The following is a 19,298-nucleotide window of genomic DNA, read 5'->3' as shown; positions in this document are numbered from 1 at the left end:
GTTATTGTTTTGAAAGTCTTTGAGCAAGGGCATCACGAAGGCTTAGTGCTTCACTGCTGCCTTGCTTTTGATGTGTTCCTACTGAAAATTGAGGTTTTGGGTCTTGATGCTGTTGTTGTGCTTCTTTGAAATGCGGGTATTTCTCTACTACCTTCGCGATTGCGTCATCAATGGCTGTATCGTCATTCACAAGACGTTGAGCCAAAATGACGACATCCTCAACATAGTCAGCATGAACTCCTGCTTTCATGGCAGCGATTTGCGCTTTTAATGAAGCATTTTCTTCACTGATTGTGTTAAAGTCTGTTTCTAGCTTCTGCAAGCGTTCAGCTTGCTTTTGAGCTTCTGTTTTTTGCGTATCTTGCCATTCTTTGAACTTTTGAAGGCCTTCTTTTGCGGAATTAAAGTCCTCAATGCCAAGCTGTTTTAAAAGCTTTTCTTGTGCCTTTTTTGCTTCTTTAGCGACGATGTTGTTGACATCTTCTTGTGTGAAGGTTTTTTCACTGCCTGTTTGCCCTTGTCCTTCTCCACCTTGAGAAGCAGCACCTTCACCGGCTCCGGCTTGACCGCCTTCACCGCCGCTATTTCCCCCTTCGCCACCCTCGGCAAAGTGTTGCAAATTCAAACGTAACCAACCTTCGTCATTAATTGGCTGACGATATGCCATTTCTTTAATAACTTCCATCTACAAAACCTCCCGTATGGGTAATTTCCTTTCGTTTCTTTAACGCCTAACGAATAAAAGGCAAGAAAAAAAGCCTTAACCGAAATAGTTAGGCTCATTTGGTTTCTTCAATTCATTAATTTCTTGTTGCAGCTGTATGAGATGATAAGACATGTTCTGAATGATCTGCTCTTGATCTTCAACCTTCTTTTTCAGTTCATCAAATTCCTTTTTGGTTACAAACACGAAATCACCACCTTTAATAAGGTTTTTCACGCTCATAACGTCGTGTTCTTCCAGTCGCGTCAATAAACTCCCTCATCTCCGCTTGACGATCACGGACTTTTTGTTTTGCTTTCTTGATACCTTCTTCATCACCCATGGCTTGCATCATAGCAAGTTCACGTTTTGCCTTCCGGATCTGCCTTTCAAGATAGCGTTGCTGTTGACTTTCCTCATATTCCTTACGGTTCTTTTCTGCGTCATAAGGTTTATAGCGTTGCTTCGTGATACCCGGAATGTACGGATATTTCAAATGACGACAGTTAATTCCAAACAGTCCATCTGGTTGGCCGTATGATGTGGAGCTAAAAGGCGGGTATTTGTCGCTTGTTCCACTCAAAGAAAAGATTCTTCCTTGATAGGGAAAGCATTTTGGCCTTGCTCCCATATGCGAACTAACCTCAATCAAATCCACCCCATATTCCGCCATACGGGCATTCTGCATGTCATTTGCAATTCTATTACTCATCGATCGCATAACCATGTTCATGTAAGCTTCCGTTGACCACTGTTTTCCGGCCCTGTCAATTAAAGCTGGAATACCTTTTTCAGCCCACTTGCCAGCAACTTCTCTTAAGGCTTCCCGCGGCGTTTGTACTCCTGCTAATACTTTCCCTACTGTTTGGTTCACGATGTCCAAATACGCCTGTTCCGCTTGTTGTATGAGCGTTGTGTTAACTAAGTTGAAAGTGTTCATCGCCTGTGCCTGGTATGCGCTCAAAATCGCTTCCAACGATGGGCTTACTTCCGGTCCTATTGGTGGTTGAACCGCCAATCCTAACTGTACCGCTTCCTGCAAGTCGCCTTCATATTCCTGAACGGTTGTATATCCTGCTTTTTCAAGCATTTTCGTGACTTCATCGATAGACAAACGAGCATATTTTGCAATTGTAATGATGTTTTGTTGAGTCAGTGATCCGAGTTCTGACAACTGTTGAGCTTGCCAGGATAGAATATCTTCATCAAGCAAACCCTTGTGTTTTTTCAACAGTTTGGCAATGTTTATAAGGATTTGCTCTTCAATATCAAGAAAGACCTCAACAACGGGCATCGTTAGTTGCTGTTGTTTGAGTAGATCCATTATTCATCATCCTGCTTGTTGTTCCGATTCATCCCGAAAAAGTCAATCGCTTCGACAGTTGCCGTTTGCTGTTCTTCCCGGATTTCTTTCAGCAATCGCTCGGCCTCTTCTTCCGTTAGTCCGTGAATCTTCATGATGGCTTTTTTCTTTGAAGTTAGCCCGTTGCTAACAAGCTGAATCTGCTTGTTAATCTCGGCTGTCTGATCTTCTGCAATAGAATCATCAAACGTGACAGTGACCTCATAATTTTCTGGACCCATGAATATTCCGTATAATTCCGCAACCTGAACAATAACCTCGATCAATTCTTGCAGTCCGGCTTCAATGATCGTTTCATGCCCCTGCTTGGTCCGGAACGTTTTGGAGTTTTCACTTACAACCTCTGTTGCTGTTTTCACGCCTGTTCCATCGAAAGTGAAGGATCCCGCAGAGAAGCCTATTTGCATGGCCAAGATATTAAGCAAGGAATTGATTGCATCAATATGCTCTTCCACTCGCAAGGCAACGGAGATGTCTTTAATTTCATTTGAGTCCTGGTCAAAATTGAATGCTTCATAGACTTCATCATTGGCATCGAAGTATCTGTTAATATCCCCGGTTTGTGGATCCACGACCGCTTTGATCGCAGAAGCAGGTACAAGAATCCGCTTCTTCCCTAGACGAAATTCTCTCTGATAGCTGTCAAACGCAATATCCAGTGAGTGAAGTGTATCTAAGGCATTAGCGAAGACCGAAATTCCCAAAGGACTTGTAGTGTCGATGTTGTTCGCTGTATTCGGTTTGAAATACACAAAACTAGACCGCTTAAAACCGCTTATCCTAACTTCTTCTTCGAGGGTAGGAAAGAAGGCTTTCAGAGATACCTTCACACCTAAATCTTCGCTGTTGGTGCTCTCATACACTTCATTCTTGATGACGTATTGATCACCTTCCCATAAATGCCACTCCAAGTGAGTGTATTTCTTGTCACGCTTTTTAAACTCGTTGACAAAGACAGCTTCGTTAATGCCATGATTATCCCAAGCCAATGGAATGAAGCAATCTGCTGTAACATATGAAAGCTTGATTTTCTCATTTTCTACATATGGCTTTATAACCATTCCGCCGAGAGCAAAATTATATTCCAAATAGCCCTGGAACTTTTTATAAAAGCTGTTCGCTTTGAACACATTCTCGATTTCTTCGGCCAGCGACTTATCAGAAATACTAATCTCACATTTTTCGTTGAAAACGAGAGTTGCTAGTTCTTGAGCAACCACTTTCGGCATGTTTAGCGTTGCCATACGGCGTTTTTTAGTACCGCTGATCGTTTTATACTCCACATCATGCCATTCATTGTAATAGCCTTTATAGAGGGCCTTCCAAATATCAATTTGCTGATACAGTTCTTCACTGACTTGGATATCTTTATGATCCGCCAGCTTCTTAATGCCCTTAATTAGTCCCATTCTGTACATCACCTGCCTTATGCGGGCGAGAAGTGTTTTAAACATAAAACCACCCACTAATACTTGAGATTCAACTTCTGCAAGTTGTCATTAACGTAGTATTGGAAAGCGTCACATGTATGATCATCTTCTTTAATGACTTTCGGATCATCACTATTGAGTGTTTCCGCATCCCACTGATATTTCTTGTGTTCCTCGTAGAATATCCGATTGTTCTCGTTTCGGAGCATAAAAAAACGCCCTTGAGCCAAAAGGTCTTGGACGTTTTCAATCATGTTCACTTTTTTCTTTTTAGCGATCGGATGCAAGCGAATTCCATAGTCTTTAAAGTATTGATTTCGCAACGCTCCTTCCGCGCTGTCTATTGTGCGTTGGTCAATCGGCTTTTTGTACGTTTTTATAATCCGTTGTTCAAAGTTCCATAAATCCTCACTAAACTCACTAGGAGCCTTTTTGACGGATTTGTTGGCCGGTGAATAATAGTAAGTATCCAACAATATGGCGTTATTTCGTTTTGTTAATCCAAGTGCAAGAAAAGCAGTAGCAGACGTTTGATAACCGCTGTCTATCACAATGTCAATCAGCAGCAAGTCATCGTCTTTCGGCAGTTCGTCAATCCACCGGAAATGATTCATATTGTAAACCATATCACCAAGCCCGATGACTTCACCAAGATACATCCATCGCCAGTATTCTTCGTCATTTTCCTTGTATTTTTCGATCTTACGTATCAGCTGGTTGGAAAGAAATCCTTTCTCGTCATCTAAATACGTGCTGTGATGGATAAAATAATCTTCATCCCCAGCTTTGCTATCCACCCATTCGTTTACCCATTCATACGGATTTCTTGGCGGGTTGTAGGAGTAATAAACTTTTACCTCTTTGTCTCCTAAATCTTGACGAATGAACGTATCTGAAACAATGTCAATGTCTTCAACGCCGTCAAATTCTGCAAGCTCCTCAAACCATAGCGCCATAACATAGCCTTTGGCAATCTTCGCTGACTTTATCTTCATCGGATCATCAACGCCATAGAAATAGAAGGCTGTGTTTGTTCGCTTGTGCCGAATTATCAAAGGAGATTTCCCAAAGTAAAACTCATTTTCAAGCTTGAGCATGTAAATTGCCCATTTAATCTGCTCATAAACGGAAGTAGAAAGGTATTTTGCTACCTTACGCAAGATAACGACATTTCCATTTGGATCCGCCATAAAATCGGTGACAAGTTTCAATGATATGACAGACGACTTCATAGAAGAACGGCCGCCTCTTAGGATTGCGTTTGGTTTCTCATTGAGCCAAAAATCATAGAAATTTTTATTTATGAGGTCAGTTATTCTTATTATTTCGCTCATCTAAAACTTTCCTCATTTCATCCACATCATTGACAATTACAACACGGTTAGAAGGTTCATTTCCTTGAGTAAGTTCTTTGATTTCGGCTTTTGATTTTTCAATACCCAAACGCATTTGTTCAAGTTTCAATCGACGCTCATCATCAACGTGGGCCATCTCTTCAAATTGTTTAATAAGGCTTCGCAGTTCAGACATTGCCCTGGATTGAGCGTTGAGGAAAGTAGCGTGACGATCCCAATCAAATTGAAACTCGTATTCTTCTTCCGTTGTGCTTCCATTTTTAGAAAAACTTTCTTTTGCACGCTTGAGTTCTTTAATCAGTTCATCCTTAGATTCAACAAACATAATATTTTGCGCCCGGATGATAGCAGCATACTGAATCATGATTTGGTCATATATCAGATCAGCAGGCGATTTCTCTTCTAACATTCCCATGATCTCAAGAGTTTCCTCTGGAATGTATTTGGAGAAGAAGCCGTGCTTTAATGCGTTCTGGTTGCCTTTTGGAGCTGCACCGCCTTTATTTCCCTTTGCATTTATATTTCCTATAGGTGCGCCCCTTTTATTTTTTGTGTGCACACCTTTTTCAGAGGGTGCACCCCTATCGCGGTTCCAGCCATAGCGTTTTTTCCATGACTTTACGGTGTTTAGGGAAACCCCGTACTTTTCTGCGATGTCTTTATATTTCATTCCTTTGACGTAATCTTTTTCAGCCTTGATGTGTTTATCTGCCATGCTACATCACCTGCCACCTCCGGTAATTATGTTTGTTTTGGAGCAAAAGAAAAAGCACCCTTCAAAAGAGTGCTCTTAAAAATATCATAAAAAAGTATCTGGATCTTTTATATTTCTAGAAATATCTATTCCCCACGAAACTAATAGATTCAGTCCATTGTTCTTTATACCCCATTTTCTGTAGTGCTGACCATAGTAACCGCCCCAGAATGATTCATATTCATCATGCAAAAAATCTCTATCACTACTTTTATACATACTCAAGTCCAACCCATTCTCAGTACCAAAAGGATAAGTTTTCTCAAGCCAGTCAACTAAATCCTTGTCTTCAATGTGCTTATAAATTTCTTCTACTGAATATGATTCTCCACTATCTATTAATGCTGATATCTCTTGAATAAAGGATGTGATACAAGTGATTTTTCTCATTTTACTTTCTCCCTTCTTTACCTAACAATAATTCGAGGAGAATCGAGAATATCCTTCCCTATCCAACAAAAAAGCACCCCGAAGGATGCTTAAGCTTATCTCTTAACTCGTATAACTATTTTATCTACTGGCACATCATTTTTATCACTGTAATATTCTTTAATGTATTCAAAAACATCTTCGAAAGAATATTGAACGCAATTCAACTCAATAACTTCATCACTTTTATGATGAACCTCAATGGCATATTCACTTGCAGCCATTTTTTCGTCGCCTTCTAAATTATTAACTAATGCTTTCTTCATCCCCTCACCCCCTCTATCAACATACTATCAAATATGATAAAGGGAATGCATTTAAAAACGCCACCGCAAGGTGACGCCTAAACAAATTCCGTTCTTAACCAGAGAGAAATATTTCCGCTCCGTTCCTGCCTCCCATTTTACATGCCAGAAAATCAAGAAATCAATTTCGTGTCATATGTGCCATCTGTGCCATTCGTGCCATTTGTTTCATAAGTTGCCATTTTATTCACGATTGAATCCCGGATTCGCTTAATGTGGGAAAAAGATAATCCCATATGCAGGCCGATCCACCTATAACTTTTCCCTTCAAGCAGCCAATGTAGCACTTCGATTTCTCTATCGTCCGTAATAGCAATCATTCGGTCCTGAATAATCTTTACCTTTTCTTCATATTCCGCAACCTTTTTCCATCGTTTTTCTCTACGGACAACTTCCCTATAAATCGGATCACCGGTTACACCTTTTGGTTTTGGAAGAGATGCTTCAACGCCATATTGAGCAGTCAATCCCTCGCCAGCATCCTTCATGGAATCTCTTAATATTTTTATCGAATTAATCATCCAGTGATAATCCTTCAAAATTTGCTCAATTTCTTTTTGTGTCATCTTTCTTCACTCTCCCAGCAAGGAATCCATATCTATAAACACATCTAACAAACGGACAAACTTGTTTGTCGATCATCCATAAGCAGGCTTTGCAACGAATTTCTTCAACTTTTATTTTCATTTGTTACTCCTCCAAGCTCCGCCTTTTCCACGAGCATATCGCGGGCGATTCATACCCATGAGATAAATGAGGTCGCTTTTTGATAGCTTTTCTGTTTTCTTTGCCGTTTTTTTCTCCGAAGGCTTTTTCTTTGGCCGCTGAAAAGAATTTTTCTTTATCCATACTTTCAGCTGGTCTTTTAATGAAGGATTCATATCCTCAACTCCCTTAGTTGCCAAAATTTCGTTTTTTAGGTAATTCAGTTGCAAAGAGTAGAAAAATAGAAAAGGACACCAAACAAACGCGTAATGCGTTCATTCAGTGTCCTCCAGAGGGCTGGTAGAACTATTTTTTTAATTTTATTAGTTTCGCTTCTTGCTCAAGAATAAACTCTTTAAATAAAGAAATATTATTGAATAATTGATTTAAATAATTTTCATTCTCTTTTATCAATTTTTCTTTTTCTTTGGCATCAGCTACCAAAGCATAGTTATATCCTGAATTAATATTTTCTGCTCCTGCAATAATTTCCATATACAGTTGATGTATTTCAATCGGTATTTTCTCATGTGCAAAAGTTCTCATTTGCACTAGTGTTTCCTTATTAGTACTACAATGATATTGTATAGTTTGAATAGAATCATATGGTAATACGTCCTGGTTTATCAATGATCTGATTCTCTCAAGACTAAACATTATAACATTTAGATATCCTTTAAAAATATTCCAAAATTTTAAAAATTCTTCAAGGGACTCTAGTTCTTTTGTAGTTTTCTCATGGTTAATTTGATTTTTCATAACTTTTATTGCGATTATCCCAGCAAGCCATGCACCAAAGAAAGAACCTATTATAGTCCCAAAAGTTTGTATCCAAGCGTCTGGTGTAACCTCTTGAAAAAATTCACTCAAAAATCTTCCCCCTCATCAAACTTAACCCGTTTAACCTTGCCCTGGTGTGTAATAATCTTCGTTTCCCCATGTTCCGGCAGCTGGGTAAGACGTGCCTTTCCATCACATACCACAATGGCAAAACTTCCCTTTTGTTCCATTATATCAAGTTCTAGTCTCATTGTACTAGGATCAATTTTTATCTCTTGTAATCTCAACAGGATCGCCCCCCATATGGTATAATTTAGTTGGTAAGCCGGGAGAGATCCTGGTTTTTTTATTTTCGTTTTTTCTTTTTTCTAGTTAATTCCCATTCAACATTTACATATGATGAACCATTTAACTTCTTTGTAGGTTTAATAGGATGCTTTTTGATATAAGCGAGACGTTCTTCTTCCGTCATGTACCAGACTTTCACTTCGCTCATTTTTTGCTCCTTGTTACTGATTTTTTTCGTACCATGCACTAATCATTTTTTAACTTCTTCGCCACATAAAGGGCATTTATATTCATAATCCTTGTTAAATTTATACAGACAAAAATCGCATCTATTATCCATACTCAATTTCACTCCTTGCATTTTGTGTCACAGCTGAAACGGAATGTGTCATAACTCTTTATCTACAAACCAACCACAATCTTCGCAAAATTGCTCACCGTAAACTTCATCAACTGTGATATTTTCATGTTTACATTCATTCGTACTATTCTTTAATTTTTCCACCAAATATGGCGCAACTTCTAACCACTGATTGAAACCTCTTATATCCCTTGGGTATAATTCAATAAACACTTCTCTGTCTTCAAGGATACAGCGTATTTCTACATTTCCTTTTTCATTCAAGGTATGTGTCCAATGTTTTACATACTCTTTTTCCTGTCTCACTTTTTCACTTCCTTACGTCGCAATATGGGTCGACTATAAAACTGTTTTCTTTCGGAGCTTCTGGATCCGTATATCTCTCATTCTTCCTTGCGAGCCAATTAGCAGCGTATTTTGGTCAACATAGAAGAATGCATAATATATATTTCCTTCATAGTCATCTGGACTAAAAAGCAGCAGTTTATCTGTTTTTCCTACATACCGTAAATAATGCCCTTCCTGCATTTCAAACATGGTACGTTCTTTTTCACCAAACTTTTGAACAAATTCCCCTGGTCGTATGATTCCGTTGCCTATCTTTATTGGAGAAACAATAATTTCATCCTTTGGCACTTCTGCATACATAGCTCCTGCATGGTAAAAAGTCCTCTCGTAGTCAAGAGATTCAAAGATTGAAAGTTGGTCCATATCCTCACCACCTTATTCATCAACCTCGTATTTTCGGAACCTCAGTTCCGCCCAACTTTTTGCAATCCATCCCGAACCGGCTGGAACACCTTTTGTATAGAGAACAGCGTGTCATGCACGCCATTCTCCTATCCTCATCACGCATCCATTTGGGACGATCGTCTGCGATCAAGACGTTTTGCATTTATCTCTCTCCCTCTTTTTCTTGGTTTCCTTTCGTAATTTCTTAAGCTTGTCCAATTCTATCCATCCGCCCCATTTCTTGCTGTATGTAACCAAGGAAAGTTTATGGGGGAATTTCTTTTCAAATAGCTTTCTCTTAATCTTGAAAGCTTCTGTTTCAATGCCCTTTACGTCTATTACTTCAATCGATCCATCATTATGGTGAATTTCAAAATCCGCAACATACTCAATCTTCCGAAAGTTTTTACCGTTCTTCTTGAATGCTTCTTGAAGCAGATATCTCGGCTGCATCCGGAAGAAGAGGATTTGTTTGTGTTCCTGCAACCACTTTAGTTGTTTGTAATAATTCGCTTCTGCTTTACTGTCGAAGACGATACCATCCACTTCGACTTTTTTTGACCCATATTTTGATATCATGATGCTTTCCCTTTCACTTCGAATGTCATCAAGCAACCTAGCCCATATCCATGCTCTTTTATTTCGCTAGCCTTTACCCAACCGCGACTTTCGTGGGCCTGAATAACTTTTTCAATCGTTTCTAAGTTCATTCCATATACGATCTTTTTAAGCTGTTTAGGAAATGGTTTGCGCCATGATCCCATCAGTAGCCCTCCTGTTGACGTTGGTGGTTCACTTTGTTTTTCTCAAAGTAGGCTTGTTCGATTTGTTCCCATGTGAAGCCGAGCATTTCGCCTAATACTAAAAACTTTTCAAACATGTCTATATATGCAATTGATTTATATGTTTCGTTGCCCGCAATGTCGTATTGCATAAGGATTATAGATAATTCGTTTACGTCCATGAACATAAAGATCAAATCTGAATCTTTTTTAGTCGACAAATTATAAATCTCGGTAATACCTAACTCCAACCCAATCGACAGGATGAAATGCAAGCAGTCCACGTATTCTTCAAGGAGTGGGTTTCTATCGTATCTGGAAACACTATAAAATCCTCCGTGTATATGACCTTCTTCGTGATGGGAATATGCTTTTGTTCTCGGCTTTTGGTCATTACTCCAAAACTTAAATCCACGCCACTCATTCGCTAACTCCCCTAACTCCACTTGCAAAGCAAGGATTTTCTTCGCTAATCTATCCTCTCCCTCTTGTCTTGGATGTTCTTGTTCGATATGTTCATCTAATTTGCGTTGCATCTCGAAAAGTTTTGTTAGATTCATGCCTATTCTCCTTTCAAATCCGCCATTACTAGCTCGTGCCGTAACGAATAATAATCCAGGTCAAAAATGCTTGTCCCATCTTTGGATTCGGTGATTCCCCTTTCCAACAGGCGAGAAATGAATATTTGACGTTTAGCTTCTTTGGTCAACTTGACTTTTTCGTAAAGGATTCCCATACCCTCACCTCGCTTACAATTTTTCCATTAAGCTGATACAGCCTCTGTATGATAATGCTCTTCAACGACATCGTTCTCACCAATCACTGTCGCACTATCGAACGTGTTGTAAAAATCTCCGTTTGTATGGAATCTTTGCAGTGCTGCAATTTGATCCTCTGGTGAGTAGCAAATTGTTTTAGCTTTCCCTTCTCCACCTTCATTCCAAATGATTACTGAATATGGCATCGGACCATTAAAGCCGATTAGGTTAACCATTCTCATTCTCCCTTTCCTATAGCCCTTCTAATCTATGATTTAGTTTGATATCCCTTATGATAACGACCGTGTAGTCCTGGCACATTTGGAAAATCCGAGTGCCAAGTGCCTCATCAACTTCTATGAGCTCGTCCACTGTTAGTTCCGAAGAAATGAGGATTGGCTTATGGTTTAGATACCGATAATTCACGACAGCATAAGTCTGTTCAACTTGCCATTCTGTCGCACGAGGTTTCCCTTTCACCGGCTTAAAAAGGTCGTCGATGAACAAAACATCCACTTGCTTCATACGCTCCAGCTTTTCTTCCAGTAGGCCAAAGTCATCTTTCAGATCGTTGAATCCTTCGACATAAGGGAAATAAAGAACCGGAACATGCAGTTTTTTCATAAGATTGTTCGCGACTGCTGTTAGCAAATGTGTTTTCCCCGCACCCGGTTGCCCTAGTAAAGCAATGCTGTTTTGTCTTTTATGGCGGATCGCATTAAATTCTTGAAAATATTCGAGTGCACATTCATAAGCATCAATAATGACTTGGGGCTTGCCGTTCGTAATAAAATTCTTGAAGCCCATTTTTTTGAATTCGTCCGTAATCTCACTGGCTTTCATAAGTTTTTCAACTCTTCGAAGCTTTACGCACTCACACTGCCTAGAGTACGTATCACGCCATTGCCAGGCGTCTTTTGGTGAGCAAACTTTTCCGGCAAAGTAATCTGCTTCTTTAACCATATTTACAGGTACAAGGGTCTTGAAGGCTGGATCCTCCACCCATTCTGTCTCGTAATGAACACGGTATACGACAAACCCTTTATCGTTGCAAATCGGGCATTCAGGCTTTTTTTGTTCTGATCCGTCCGACGCGGCCACCGGTGATTGATTCTGCCTTTGGCGCAGCTCGTTTAGGACTTGGCTGATTGTTTTTGATGCCACCTTCTGGAATCCTCCTTTTCGCCAGTTTTAGAGCTTCTTCCTTGGCCAACATAGTTTGATAATGTTCTAGGATGTAATCAACGCAATAGGCGAAAGCTTTAATTTTTTTACCTGGATTACGCTCTTCAAAATCTCTAAAACACTGTTCAAGCAATTCGATAGTTCGGGATGACGGCACTCCCTGGGCGACTATCTGGGCGATTGCTTTGTAATCCTTTATATTCGGGTAAATCCGACGCCCTTCTTGGGCTGTTCGTAAATCTGCAAATCTATCTGCGATTAAATCGATTGGATCCTTATTATCAGTATTAGTAGTAGTATTATTTATCTTTGTAATATCTTTATTAGAGTGGACATTTTTGTCCACCTGATTGGACATTTCTGTCCACTCTAGACTGGACATTTTTGTCTTATCTCCGTCAGACTGGACATTTTTGTCCACTCTGTCCTTGTATTTTTTAGAATTTTTAACGGTTAAGATATATCCATATGGTGCACGGGTTATTTTGATATATTCATATCTTTCAAGATCGTCCAACCATCGCTGGACCGTTCTTTCGCTTACACCAAAAGGCTCTGCTAATTCTTTTCTTGTCAAAGGCTTATTTCCTAATACGATGCCCCACGTTACGCCATCACGTTCGACTTCCTTTGTCGTGGAGCTGATACACCAGAGAAAAAGCCATATTGCCGAACCAATTTTTTTGTAATGTTCTGGAGTCAATAAACCCGAATATGTCGGGAATGGGTAACTTTCGGGCATCGTATCACCTACTTCCTTATACAAACTGCAAATCCGTCTTTAACCTTCTTTACCGCATAGTGCGGATACCGGCGCATATACTGTAGTACTAGCTTTTTCACTTCTTCTTTTGACTTTGCCTCCTTCCAGATCCACTCAGGAAGGAGGACTTTATGATAGGCTTCATTATCTATCATTCAAATTCAATCTCCTGTTGATCAGCCGGCGGTTCATCTGTTTGTTCTACAGCGTCCTCAGCTGGGTGTTCCTCTATTACCGGTACTTCCATATCGATGTATTCCGGTTCAGCTGTAACATCTTTTCTAACGACTTCATCCTGCATTGCTTGCTGCTGAATCTCTACGCTAATCGGGAGATACTTCCACATGTGGCGAATAACTGTTTTCTTGGCCATTTCCTCGAAATCTGTGACCCACGGCCCGTTGTTAGCCGCCCTGCTCCGTGTTCGTCTTTTCTCAATCTCCTCTTTCGGCATGAATTCGAATTGATAACCGCCGTCTTTAAAATGTGCGACTGCATAAGCTCCGACGAACTCCCCGCGATCGCCTTTCATATATGGTTTGTGCTTGAGTTTTGGTTCAAGGCCAAGTTCGTAATCAAAATCATCATTCGAATAAACCGCATGGGCGTAAATATTTTCAATTTGACCGGATCGTCGGGCTAAATCAATCATTCCCTTGTAACCGATGATAAACTGTACATCCATTTGTCCGGTTTTCCCGTTTTTAAAAGGTACAAGGTAGCAATGACCAATTAAGCCAGGTTCAAGTCCTAATTGTGCTGCTTGCATGACCGCACCTAAAAGGCTTGGAACAGAAGCTTCTAATAATTTTGGATTCGTGCGAATTGTTGTTAGTGCAATTCGTGCCATGCGATCAGGGTTCATATGCGAAGGTAACGCTTTTTCAATTTCCGGACCCATTTTTTTGAGATATGCTGCAATAGTATTGGCTGGCGAAGCAGGAGCGTTTCCCCCAGCTTTTGCTTTGCTTGCCAATTGGTTTTTAACATCTTTGTTTGTAGCCACTTTTTATTCCTCCTCACTTCACCATAAAACGACGATATGATGATGTTTTGGTGTATTGGTTATAAAGCTCTGGATGATCTTTAGCAAAACGCTTGCTATCAAATTTGTTTGAATGGATGGTTTTCCAAGTGATAATTCTTTCTCCAGCAAAAGCTTTTTCATTTTCACCCATCATTGCTTTGATTTGGTTTTCGTACTCTTTCTTTTGCGTTTCTAGCTGTTTAAGTTCCTCATTCACTTGGTCTAATGCTTCAATCAGTTTATTTGCCTCTGGAGAAAGCTCAATCTCCGTTTCTGGAACCGCCTCTGGATACATAACTTTCAGCAGCTCACTTGAAGCATCTGAACCATCAAACATTGGAGGAATTTCTTTGAGAACGTGGTTTTCCCAAAAGTTTTTCTCGATATCAATGAGATATTGGATAAGCTCTTCATCACGTTCAATGCGCTTGTAAACAAATTTATTTCCCCCGATAAGAACCGCGATCCACCATGCTTCGTAACCAGTTACGGCCATGTAATGCTGACATTGGATAAGGTATTGAGCTGGAATTTCATCGTCTTTCCATTCGTCTTTGAGATATTCAGATGCTGTTTTGCACTCAAGGCCTTCTTGTTTACCGACAATCAATCGGTCAACGTTTGATAACATAAAGGGATGTTCGGGATGCGTTAAAATAGCATTGCGACGACGAACCTTTAAGCCTGTTCGTTTACTAAATTCTTGTGCTACGATGTCCTCCATGACGGTACCCCAGTATGCTGACTCTCCTACTGTATCTTCATCTGGAGCTTGTCCGATTTTGTCTAAATAAACTGCTACAGGAGACTTCCATTTGTTCAATCCTGCAATAGCAGCAGCGTCACTTCCTCCGATTCCAGCCTTTCTAGCCTTTAGCCATTCCTCGCGACTCATATCATTTGTTAAAGCTAGTATTTTAGCCAATCCGGTAACCTCCCTTGAACCGTCACTGCATTACGTGATACAATGACGGTAATCGAATATTTAGTAAACTACTGACTCGTGCCGTAAACACGGGTCATCTTATTTTGTTAAGAATGTCATCTACTTGAGATATGAAACTGCTAATTCCATCAAGCAAAGTATCCACACTGTCGCCGTCATTGTAGAGCCTCATATCATCAGCTAGATTTTCTAAATCCGAAACGATGTCTGATACATAGCTTTCTGCTTCACTAACCGCCTCGTTAATCGCGTTTACAGCTTCACTTAAAACTAGTATTCTCACTGATACTTCCTCCCTTCATTCAGCTGTTGTAAACCGAAATCCATAAACCTCTGTCAAGTAATCTTCAAGATTTTCCTTCAAAACAACTTCCCCGTTGTTCTCGTCGATGACGATCTCATCGCCGTCCAGAATCTCTGTTCCGAAAAAATCGAAGCCATTGTGTTCCGGCTGGGCAACCATATTATTTGGGTAGCCTGTCCGATTGATTTGAGTGATTACTGGATGTTCCATAATAAACCTCCTCTCCTATGTAATTGGCGCTTTATTCGCACCGTGATGAGTCGGGGAATTGAGAAACCCCGGCTCATCACGGCAAGAACAAAACCTTGCCGTACCATATCAAAGAATGGTAGAATAATAGTACCGTTGATTCTGTGCAGTGAGCTTTTCTTGATTGAGCTCACTGCTTTTCTGTTTCTTCAACAAACTCGTAACCTAAAAGCCTCATGGCTGTTTCAATTCCGTCAATTCTACCTTTGTAAAGAGTGTATAGAAATGATGTTTCGTTAAATTTTTCAACCTTCTCCTTATATTCTTTGTATGTTTCTTCCAATCTTGCTTTATGATGATCGTCCAACTTATCCACATATTCCATGTCCATGTGCGGAACTAGTTTGTAAGCCACTTCCATCCCTCCTATCTTCTTTTTGATTTATTGCGAAGCAATAAGAATTTTTCAAAACTTGTTAATTGCAACCATACCCCAGCCTTAATGTTCATTTTTTAACACCACCTTTTCTACTAAAATCCCTTTACTGTTTAGTTCTTGGATCACTTGGACCAATCTGTCATAGCTTTGTTTTCTTTCAGCTAAAAGTTCTAATTCGCGAAGAGATTTCGACAAATCACTAATCGTCAATTTCGCTTCCTTCAAATCCCCTTTCATCAAACTTTCTTCAATACGGTCGATACATGTCCAGGCAGCTCTATACTTTGAAACGGCAACCTTTTTGTCCTGTGACAGAAATTGTTCTATTTTCACTTTTTTAGAAACCTCCTCTGGATTAGCTTCATTTTGTGCTGTGTCCATACCTTGACCCACGAAATTCCATACTCCTTGCAAATGGCAGCAACATAATGGTTAAGTGCGGTAATTGCGTCGACACATTCATGAACAGATTTTTCGATAACATTTATTTCAATCTGATCTATAGATTGAGGATTGACTGTCAGCTTCTTTGAAGCTTCAAGCATAGCTTCAAGGGCTTCTTCTAATTCCTCTTTGGTTTTTAAGGAGATCGTTGTTCTATGTAGATCAACCGCTTCACCATCAAGTTTCACAGGTCCCCATCCGAAATATTCTGATGCCGCTTCGAATCCAACCCATGGATCGTTGTGTTTGTTAGCAAAGTATTGAGCGACATTTGGCTGGACTCTATATCTCCCGTTCTCCTGTTGAGAAATGGCTTCCCTAGATTCGAAAAGATCCATCGACAATTGCAGTTGAGTTTTTCCTATTTGTTTTCTAGCTTCTCTAGCAGCAGTTGCAGCTCTACCAGTCTTCACTTGCGCACACCCCCTTTCTACCATCCGTATTGACATAAAATGCTAATCTATTAATAGGGTTAGGAAACCTTTCTTGGAACCCAGTTTTCGATGTATCTTAATGCAGCCTGTAACTCTTTCCGTTTCACATCTTTGTAGCTTGCGACTGCGAATCGGTCTTTAATTTCACGATAGATTTCGCGGAATAAACGCGATCGCTCTTTTGGATCACCTTCAAGTTCATAAATCCTTGCGGCAACCGCTTTTTGTAGTCGTCTTTGCTCACCGTGATCTAAAGTAATTTGCTCTTCGACCTTTTGATCGATTTGAGTCACGATTTTCCGAATTTCGTGCTGCTCTTCTTTAAGTGCTTGCGTCTCTTCCACCAGATCAGCTGTGGTGCGAAGGACAGTTACAAGTGCTTGATCTTTGGAAAGAGGAACAACATTTTCTTTCATCCGGTAATATTCATCGACTAACATTTCGTATGCGTCCCAGGCTTGATCAGTATTTAGTGATTTTGCATGAAGCCAAGCGCCTTTTTCTGTCCAGAGATATAATGCCGATGCTTGTTTATGAACTAGTTCCGAATTTCGGAAGTCGTTCTTAAACTGTTTAAGTTTTTCACCTTGAAGTAGGAAAAAGTGTTTTCCTTCCTTATAACGTTCTTTATTCTCACTAAAATTTTTAGAAATGCGATCAGGTGAAGTTCCATAAGATTCAGCAAGTTGAAACGTCGTTAAAACTCGTTGTCCGTTTTGAACAATAGGTTGTAGTTGTTTCATCAAGAAGCCTCCTCTTCATGAAAAATAGTGTCAGTCTCAACAGCGCAGTTTTCATTCTTACATTTATAAGTCATCCAGTAGGTCATGTAGGTGTGTGGTTCCACAAGCGATAAAGTCATATCTTCATGACAAAGTCGACATTTCTTTTTAGGAGTGTTCATTTAATCACCTTCCTTAAATACTCTGTATTTTGCTCGATCCACTCGAAAACAGCATCGCGTGGATATCGAGCTTTAATGTTTACCAACCTTGGAAAAGTTGGATTCGAAGTAACTTTGATAACAGTCGGCATAGCAATTTGAAGGATTTCGGCCAAATGTTTGTTTGTTAATACTGGAGGATACGAGTACTTTTTCATTCCATCCTCCACCCCTTTTTCATAAGCCTGCCGAAACAATTCTTCCAGTCGGTGTTTAAACAAGTTAGCTTCGAGTTCATCGAATGTAATCATTGTTTGCGGCATGTGATCAACTCCTTAAGCTGTATTTTTATTACCTTTTGGTAATTTACCTTCATAAGAAAAGACTTGTTCAAAACTTAAATCATTAAAGTTCTTTAAAACTCCAGCGATAAATTTACTACCTGGATTTCTTTTACCATTTAGAATGCGATTAACGGTGCTATGGGCAACACCGATAATTTCAGCGAATTGACTTTCAGACAATTCATTTTCCTTGAGATAATTACGAAGAAATTCAGTCCTAACTATGATGTCTGTTGTATTATTCATAGAATAAATCCCCCCCTTTACCTTTTGGTAATTACCTTATGGTAAAAATATATCAGCTATTTTACCAAAAGGCAACACTTTTTTTGAAATTTTTTTCACTTTTATTGCCATTTGGTAATAATGAACCTTATTATCTATTTAAAGGATCTAATTATATTGAGGATGGATGGGTTTTATGAGCGAATTCGGAGCATATATCAAAAAAATTAGAGAGTCAAAAGGTTTAACATTGAATCAAGTCGCTCTGTATTCAGAGATAAGTGCTGCCCAATTATCCAGAATAGAAACAGGGAAAAGGGGAGTTCCGAAACCGAATACAATTAAAAAAATTTCCGAGGCTCTAAAAGTTGATTATGATGAACTGATGAAAGTCGCGGGTTATATAGATGATGATAAACCTTCTAACGATCTCCCTCCATTATCAGAAAAAGAAGAGCGTGATATCGCTAAACAGCTAGAAAAAATCCTTGAAAGCATGGATTCAGATACAGCGCTCTCTTTTGACGGTGAGCCAATGGACGAGGTAACGAAAGAACTTGTTCGTGCAGCAATCGAAAACAACTTAAGACTTACAAAGCAGCTTGCAAAGAAAAAATTCACTCCCAAAAAATACCGTAAAGATTAGGAGTGAGTTTCTTGAATTGGATTATGCGTACTATAAATAAAGAGATAAAAAAACACAAGACAAATAATCCGTTTGAAATTGCAAAAAACAGAAATATCATTATAAGATATTTTTCGCTTGGTCAAACATTGGGGTTTTACATGAAGAATGTTCGCCATCAAGTTATTACTATTAACTCCGATATAGAAGACTACTTAAAAAAATTTGTTTGCGCCCATGAACTTGGGCATGCAATTTTACACCCAGACGAAAACACCCCTTTTCTTCACAAAAACACATTGTTTTCGAAAAATCGAATCGAACGAGAAGCAAATGAGTTTGCAGTACATCTTCTCTTGTACGATAAAAATTTCGAAGATTATGAAACTAGGTTTGATGTTTTGAGAGAAAATGGGATTCCGTTTGAAATGGAAAGGTTTTTGTAAAATTTTTTTAGATAAATAATAGGACATTTGTCACAGTTCTAATAAAACGGAGGTGAAAAATGGTTACTCTTTTTATTATTACAATTGTCTTCTGGGTAGTAGTAGCTTTTATCATTTTTGCTTTTTTTATAACAAAAGAAATTTTTAAGTCGCTTCGTAAAAAAATTCTTATAAAAAATCACGAGGTAAATCTATCTATAAATAAAATTTAGAAGATTTCATAGTCACCACGTCAAAAGCGTATTTTAATTTAAGGTATTAATGGGTATTTTGCCCATTAATACATAATTTTTTAGCTA

At 39.3% G+C, this 19,298-nt stretch carries 34 protein-coding genes; 2 read left to right on the top strand and 32 right to left on the bottom strand.

What is annotated here, in order from left to right:
- Position 1: 1 nt before the first annotated feature.
- The 32 genes from GD441_RS05810 to GD441_RS05660 form a co-directional block, all read right to left on the bottom strand.
- Positions 2–685 carry a hypothetical protein gene (locus GD441_RS05810; protein ID WP_153124664.1) on the bottom strand — a complete coding sequence of 228 codons (684 nt, stop codon included), beginning with the start codon at positions 683–685 and terminating at the stop codon, positions 2–4.
- Positions 686–760: 75 nt separating this feature from the next.
- A complete protein-coding gene (locus GD441_RS05805; RefSeq protein ID WP_153124663.1) occupies positions 761–910 on the bottom strand; it encodes a hypothetical protein in 150 nt (49 codons plus the stop codon).
- A gap of 13 nt (positions 911–923) precedes the next feature.
- The gene (locus GD441_RS05800) at positions 924–1,997 is read right to left on the bottom strand and encodes a phage minor capsid protein (protein WP_420849653.1); all 1,074 of its coding nucleotides are present in this window, start codon (positions 1,995–1,997) and stop codon (positions 924–926) included.
- Positions 1,998–2,026: 29 nt separating this feature from the next.
- Complete coding sequence (locus tag GD441_RS05795) at positions 2,027–3,520, bottom strand: phage portal protein (protein WP_153124659.1); 1,494 nt, start codon at positions 3,518–3,520, stop codon at positions 2,027–2,029.
- An 11-nt stretch (positions 3,521–3,531) separates the two neighbouring features.
- On the bottom strand, positions 3,532–4,830 hold the full coding sequence (locus tag GD441_RS05790) for a PBSX family phage terminase large subunit (protein ID WP_153124657.1): 1,299 nt from the start codon (positions 4,828–4,830) through the stop codon (positions 3,532–3,534).
- Positions 4,805–5,566 carry a phage terminase small subunit gene (gene terS, locus GD441_RS05785; RefSeq protein ID WP_153124655.1) on the bottom strand — a complete coding sequence of 254 codons (762 nt, stop codon included), beginning with the start codon at positions 5,564–5,566 and terminating at the stop codon, positions 4,805–4,807. Before terS ends, GD441_RS05790 begins: the two co-directional genes overlap by 26 nt.
- A gap of 84 nt (positions 5,567–5,650) precedes the next feature.
- A complete protein-coding gene (locus GD441_RS05780) occupies positions 5,651–5,995 on the bottom strand; it encodes a hypothetical protein (protein ID WP_153124653.1) in 345 nt (114 codons plus the stop codon).
- 95 nt (positions 5,996–6,090) lie between these two features.
- Positions 6,091–6,300 carry a hypothetical protein gene (locus tag GD441_RS05775; protein WP_153124651.1) on the bottom strand — a complete coding sequence of 70 codons (210 nt, stop codon included), beginning with the start codon at positions 6,298–6,300 and terminating at the stop codon, positions 6,091–6,093.
- A gap of 152 nt (positions 6,301–6,452) precedes the next feature.
- A complete protein-coding gene (locus tag GD441_RS05770) occupies positions 6,453–6,905 on the bottom strand; it encodes a helix-turn-helix transcriptional regulator (protein ID WP_153124649.1) in 453 nt (150 codons plus the stop codon).
- Between the two features lie 117 nt (positions 6,906–7,022).
- Positions 7,023–7,220 carry a hypothetical protein gene (locus tag GD441_RS05765; protein WP_153124647.1) on the bottom strand — a complete coding sequence of 66 codons (198 nt, stop codon included), beginning with the start codon at positions 7,218–7,220 and terminating at the stop codon, positions 7,023–7,025.
- Positions 7,221–7,350: 130 nt separating this feature from the next.
- Complete coding sequence (locus GD441_RS05760; RefSeq protein ID WP_153124645.1) at positions 7,351–7,914, bottom strand: hypothetical protein; 564 nt, start codon at positions 7,912–7,914, stop codon at positions 7,351–7,353.
- Positions 7,911–8,111 (bottom strand): XtrA/YqaO family protein, encoded by a 201-nt coding sequence (locus GD441_RS05755; protein WP_153124643.1) that lies wholly within the window; start codon positions 8,109–8,111, stop codon positions 7,911–7,913. Before GD441_RS05755 ends, GD441_RS05760 begins: the two co-directional genes overlap by 4 nt.
- A gap of 59 nt (positions 8,112–8,170) precedes the next feature.
- Entirely contained in the window at positions 8,171–8,320 is a 150-nt protein-coding gene (locus GD441_RS05750; RefSeq protein ID WP_153124641.1) for a hypothetical protein, read from the bottom strand.
- Positions 8,321–8,500: 180 nt separating this feature from the next.
- The gene (locus GD441_RS05745; RefSeq protein WP_153124639.1) at positions 8,501–8,779 is read right to left on the bottom strand and encodes a hypothetical protein; all 279 of its coding nucleotides are present in this window, start codon (positions 8,777–8,779) and stop codon (positions 8,501–8,503) included.
- 33 nt (positions 8,780–8,812) lie between these two features.
- Positions 8,813–9,184, bottom strand: coding sequence for a hypothetical protein (locus GD441_RS05740; RefSeq protein ID WP_153124638.1), 372 nt, complete (start codon positions 9,182–9,184; stop codon positions 8,813–8,815).
- 168 nt (positions 9,185–9,352) lie between these two features.
- A complete protein-coding gene (locus GD441_RS05735) occupies positions 9,353–9,787 on the bottom strand; it encodes a DUF1064 domain-containing protein (protein WP_191992111.1) in 435 nt (144 codons plus the stop codon).
- A complete protein-coding gene (locus GD441_RS05730; RefSeq protein WP_153124637.1) occupies positions 9,781–9,969 on the bottom strand; it encodes a hypothetical protein in 189 nt (62 codons plus the stop codon). The genes GD441_RS05735 and GD441_RS05730 overlap by 7 nt, the downstream gene beginning before the upstream one ends.
- On the bottom strand, positions 9,969–10,547 hold the full coding sequence (locus GD441_RS05725) for a dUTP diphosphatase (protein WP_153124635.1): 579 nt from the start codon (positions 10,545–10,547) through the stop codon (positions 9,969–9,971). Before GD441_RS05725 ends, GD441_RS05730 begins: the two co-directional genes overlap by 1 nt.
- 203 nt (positions 10,548–10,750) lie before the next feature.
- The gene (locus GD441_RS05720; protein WP_153124633.1) at positions 10,751–10,987 is read right to left on the bottom strand and encodes a hypothetical protein; all 237 of its coding nucleotides are present in this window, start codon (positions 10,985–10,987) and stop codon (positions 10,751–10,753) included.
- A 10-nt stretch (positions 10,988–10,997) separates the two neighbouring features.
- Positions 10,998–11,846 (bottom strand): ATP-binding protein, encoded by an 849-nt coding sequence (locus GD441_RS05715; RefSeq protein ID WP_420849656.1) that lies wholly within the window; start codon positions 11,844–11,846, stop codon positions 10,998–11,000.
- Positions 11,809–12,672, bottom strand: a complete 864-nt coding sequence (locus GD441_RS05710; protein ID WP_153124631.1) for an HTH domain-containing protein — start codon at positions 12,670–12,672, stop codon at positions 11,809–11,811. Before GD441_RS05710 ends, GD441_RS05715 begins: the two co-directional genes overlap by 38 nt.
- An 8-nt stretch (positions 12,673–12,680) precedes the next feature.
- Entirely contained in the window at positions 12,681–12,848 is a 168-nt protein-coding gene (locus GD441_RS16970) for a hypothetical protein (RefSeq protein WP_191992108.1), read from the bottom strand.
- Positions 12,845–13,699 carry a recombination protein RecT gene (gene recT, locus GD441_RS05705; protein ID WP_153124629.1) on the bottom strand — a complete coding sequence of 285 codons (855 nt, stop codon included), beginning with the start codon at positions 13,697–13,699 and terminating at the stop codon, positions 12,845–12,847. The genes GD441_RS16970 and recT overlap by 4 nt, the downstream gene beginning before the upstream one ends.
- Positions 13,700–13,712: 13 nt before the next feature.
- On the bottom strand, positions 13,713–14,615 hold the full coding sequence (locus GD441_RS05700) for a YqaJ viral recombinase family nuclease (protein ID WP_153124754.1): 903 nt from the start codon (positions 14,613–14,615) through the stop codon (positions 13,713–13,715).
- Positions 14,616–14,739: 124 nt separating this feature from the next.
- A complete protein-coding gene (locus GD441_RS05695; RefSeq protein WP_153124627.1) occupies positions 14,740–14,949 on the bottom strand; it encodes a hypothetical protein in 210 nt (69 codons plus the stop codon).
- Between the two features lie 15 nt (positions 14,950–14,964).
- Positions 14,965–15,180 carry a YqaI family protein gene (locus tag GD441_RS05690; RefSeq protein WP_153124625.1) on the bottom strand — a complete coding sequence of 72 codons (216 nt, stop codon included), beginning with the start codon at positions 15,178–15,180 and terminating at the stop codon, positions 14,965–14,967.
- 169 nt (positions 15,181–15,349) lie between these two features.
- Positions 15,350–15,574, bottom strand: a complete 225-nt coding sequence (locus tag GD441_RS05685) for a hypothetical protein (protein ID WP_153124623.1) — start codon at positions 15,572–15,574, stop codon at positions 15,350–15,352.
- 84 nt (positions 15,575–15,658) lie between these two features.
- The gene (locus GD441_RS05680) at positions 15,659–15,931 is read right to left on the bottom strand and encodes a hypothetical protein (RefSeq protein ID WP_153124621.1); all 273 of its coding nucleotides are present in this window, start codon (positions 15,929–15,931) and stop codon (positions 15,659–15,661) included.
- On the bottom strand, positions 15,928–16,455 hold the full coding sequence (locus GD441_RS05675; RefSeq protein ID WP_153124619.1) for an XRE family transcriptional regulator: 528 nt from the start codon (positions 16,453–16,455) through the stop codon (positions 15,928–15,930). The genes GD441_RS05680 and GD441_RS05675 overlap by 4 nt, the downstream gene beginning before the upstream one ends.
- A gap of 59 nt (positions 16,456–16,514) precedes the next feature.
- The gene (locus tag GD441_RS05670) at positions 16,515–17,219 is read right to left on the bottom strand and encodes an ORF6N domain-containing protein (protein ID WP_153124616.1); all 705 of its coding nucleotides are present in this window, start codon (positions 17,217–17,219) and stop codon (positions 16,515–16,517) included.
- A gap of 157 nt (positions 17,220–17,376) precedes the next feature.
- Positions 17,377–17,682, bottom strand: coding sequence for a hypothetical protein (locus tag GD441_RS05665; protein WP_153124614.1), 306 nt, complete (start codon positions 17,680–17,682; stop codon positions 17,377–17,379).
- A gap of 12 nt (positions 17,683–17,694) precedes the next feature.
- Positions 17,695–17,949: a helix-turn-helix domain-containing protein gene (locus GD441_RS05660; protein WP_153124612.1), complete on the bottom strand. Its 255-nt coding sequence runs from the start codon at positions 17,947–17,949 to the stop codon at positions 17,695–17,697.
- 175 nt (positions 17,950–18,124) lie between these two features.
- On the opposite strand from GD441_RS05660, the gene GD441_RS05655 reads away from it, so the two are divergent.
- Positions 18,125–18,574, top strand: coding sequence for a helix-turn-helix domain-containing protein (locus tag GD441_RS05655; RefSeq protein WP_153124610.1), 450 nt, complete (start codon positions 18,125–18,127; stop codon positions 18,572–18,574).
- Between the two features lie 11 nt (positions 18,575–18,585).
- Positions 18,586–18,999, top strand: coding sequence for an ImmA/IrrE family metallo-endopeptidase (locus GD441_RS05650; protein ID WP_225434140.1), 414 nt, complete (start codon positions 18,586–18,588; stop codon positions 18,997–18,999).
- Positions 19,000–19,298: the final 299 nt, after the last annotated feature.

The organism is Peribacillus tepidiphilus (assembly GCF_009466385.1).
GTDB lineage: Bacteria > Bacillota > Bacilli > Bacillales > DSM-1321 > Bacillus_BN > Bacillus_BN tepidiphilus.
Note: the sequence above shows the minus strand (reverse complement) of the source record. Positions and strands in the feature narration are given on the sequence as shown.

Coding starts and splice junctions, on each gene's coding strand:
- GD441_RS05655 (WP_153124610.1), top strand. CDS start 18,125: ATGAGCGAATTCGGAGCATATATCAAAAAAATTAGAGAGTCAAAAGGT.
- terS (WP_153124655.1), bottom strand. CDS start 5,566: ATGGCAGATAAACACATCAAGGCTGAAAAAGATTACGTCAAAGGAATG.
- GD441_RS05775 (WP_153124651.1), bottom strand. CDS start 6,300: ATGAAGAAAGCATTAGTTAATAATTTAGAAGGCGACGAAAAAATGGCT.
- GD441_RS05710 (WP_153124631.1), bottom strand. CDS start 12,672: ATGCCCGAAAGTTACCCATTCCCGACATATTCGGGTTTATTGACTCCA.
- GD441_RS05725 (WP_153124635.1), bottom strand. CDS start 10,547: ATGAATCTAACAAAACTTTTCGAGATGCAACGCAAATTAGATGAACAT.
- GD441_RS05700 (WP_153124754.1), bottom strand. CDS start 14,615: ATGAGTCGCGAGGAATGGCTAAAGGCTAGAAAGGCTGGAATCGGAGGA.
- GD441_RS05770 (WP_153124649.1), bottom strand. CDS start 6,905: ATGACACAAAAAGAAATTGAGCAAATTTTGAAGGATTATCACTGGATG.
- GD441_RS05780 (WP_153124653.1), bottom strand. CDS start 5,995: ATGAGAAAAATCACTTGTATCACATCCTTTATTCAAGAGATATCAGCA.
- GD441_RS05765 (WP_153124647.1), bottom strand. CDS start 7,220: ATGAATCCTTCATTAAAAGACCAGCTGAAAGTATGGATAAAGAAAAAT.
- GD441_RS05740 (WP_153124638.1), bottom strand. CDS start 9,184: ATGGACCAACTTTCAATCTTTGAATCTCTTGACTACGAGAGGACTTTT.
- GD441_RS05690 (WP_153124625.1), bottom strand. CDS start 15,180: ATGGAACATCCAGTAATCACTCAAATCAATCGGACAGGCTACCCAAAT.
- GD441_RS05810 (WP_153124664.1), bottom strand. CDS start 685: ATGGAAGTTATTAAAGAAATGGCATATCGTCAGCCAATTAATGACGAA.
- GD441_RS05750 (WP_153124641.1), bottom strand. CDS start 8,320: ATGAGCGAAGTGAAAGTCTGGTACATGACGGAAGAAGAACGTCTCGCT.
- GD441_RS05665 (WP_153124614.1), bottom strand. CDS start 17,682: ATGCCGCAAACAATGATTACATTCGATGAACTCGAAGCTAACTTGTTT.
- GD441_RS05800 (WP_420849653.1), bottom strand. CDS start 1,997: ATGCCCGTTGTTGAGGTCTTTCTTGATATTGAAGAGCAAATCCTTATA.
- GD441_RS16970 (WP_191992108.1), bottom strand. CDS start 12,848: ATGATAGATAATGAAGCCTATCATAAAGTCCTCCTTCCTGAGTGGATC.
- GD441_RS05720 (WP_153124633.1), bottom strand. CDS start 10,987: ATGAGAATGGTTAACCTAATCGGCTTTAATGGTCCGATGCCATATTCA.
- GD441_RS05795 (WP_153124659.1), bottom strand. CDS start 3,520: ATGTTTAAAACACTTCTCGCCCGCATAAGGCAGGTGATGTACAGAATG.
- GD441_RS05730 (WP_153124637.1), bottom strand. CDS start 9,969: ATGGGATCATGGCGCAAACCATTTCCTAAACAGCTTAAAAAGATCGTA.
- GD441_RS05790 (WP_153124657.1), bottom strand. CDS start 4,830: ATGAGCGAAATAATAAGAATAACTGACCTCATAAATAAAAATTTCTAT.
- GD441_RS05660 (WP_153124612.1), bottom strand. CDS start 17,949: ATGAATAATACAACAGACATCATAGTTAGGACTGAATTTCTTCGTAAT.
- GD441_RS05670 (WP_153124616.1), bottom strand. CDS start 17,219: ATGAAACAACTACAACCTATTGTTCAAAACGGACAACGAGTTTTAACG.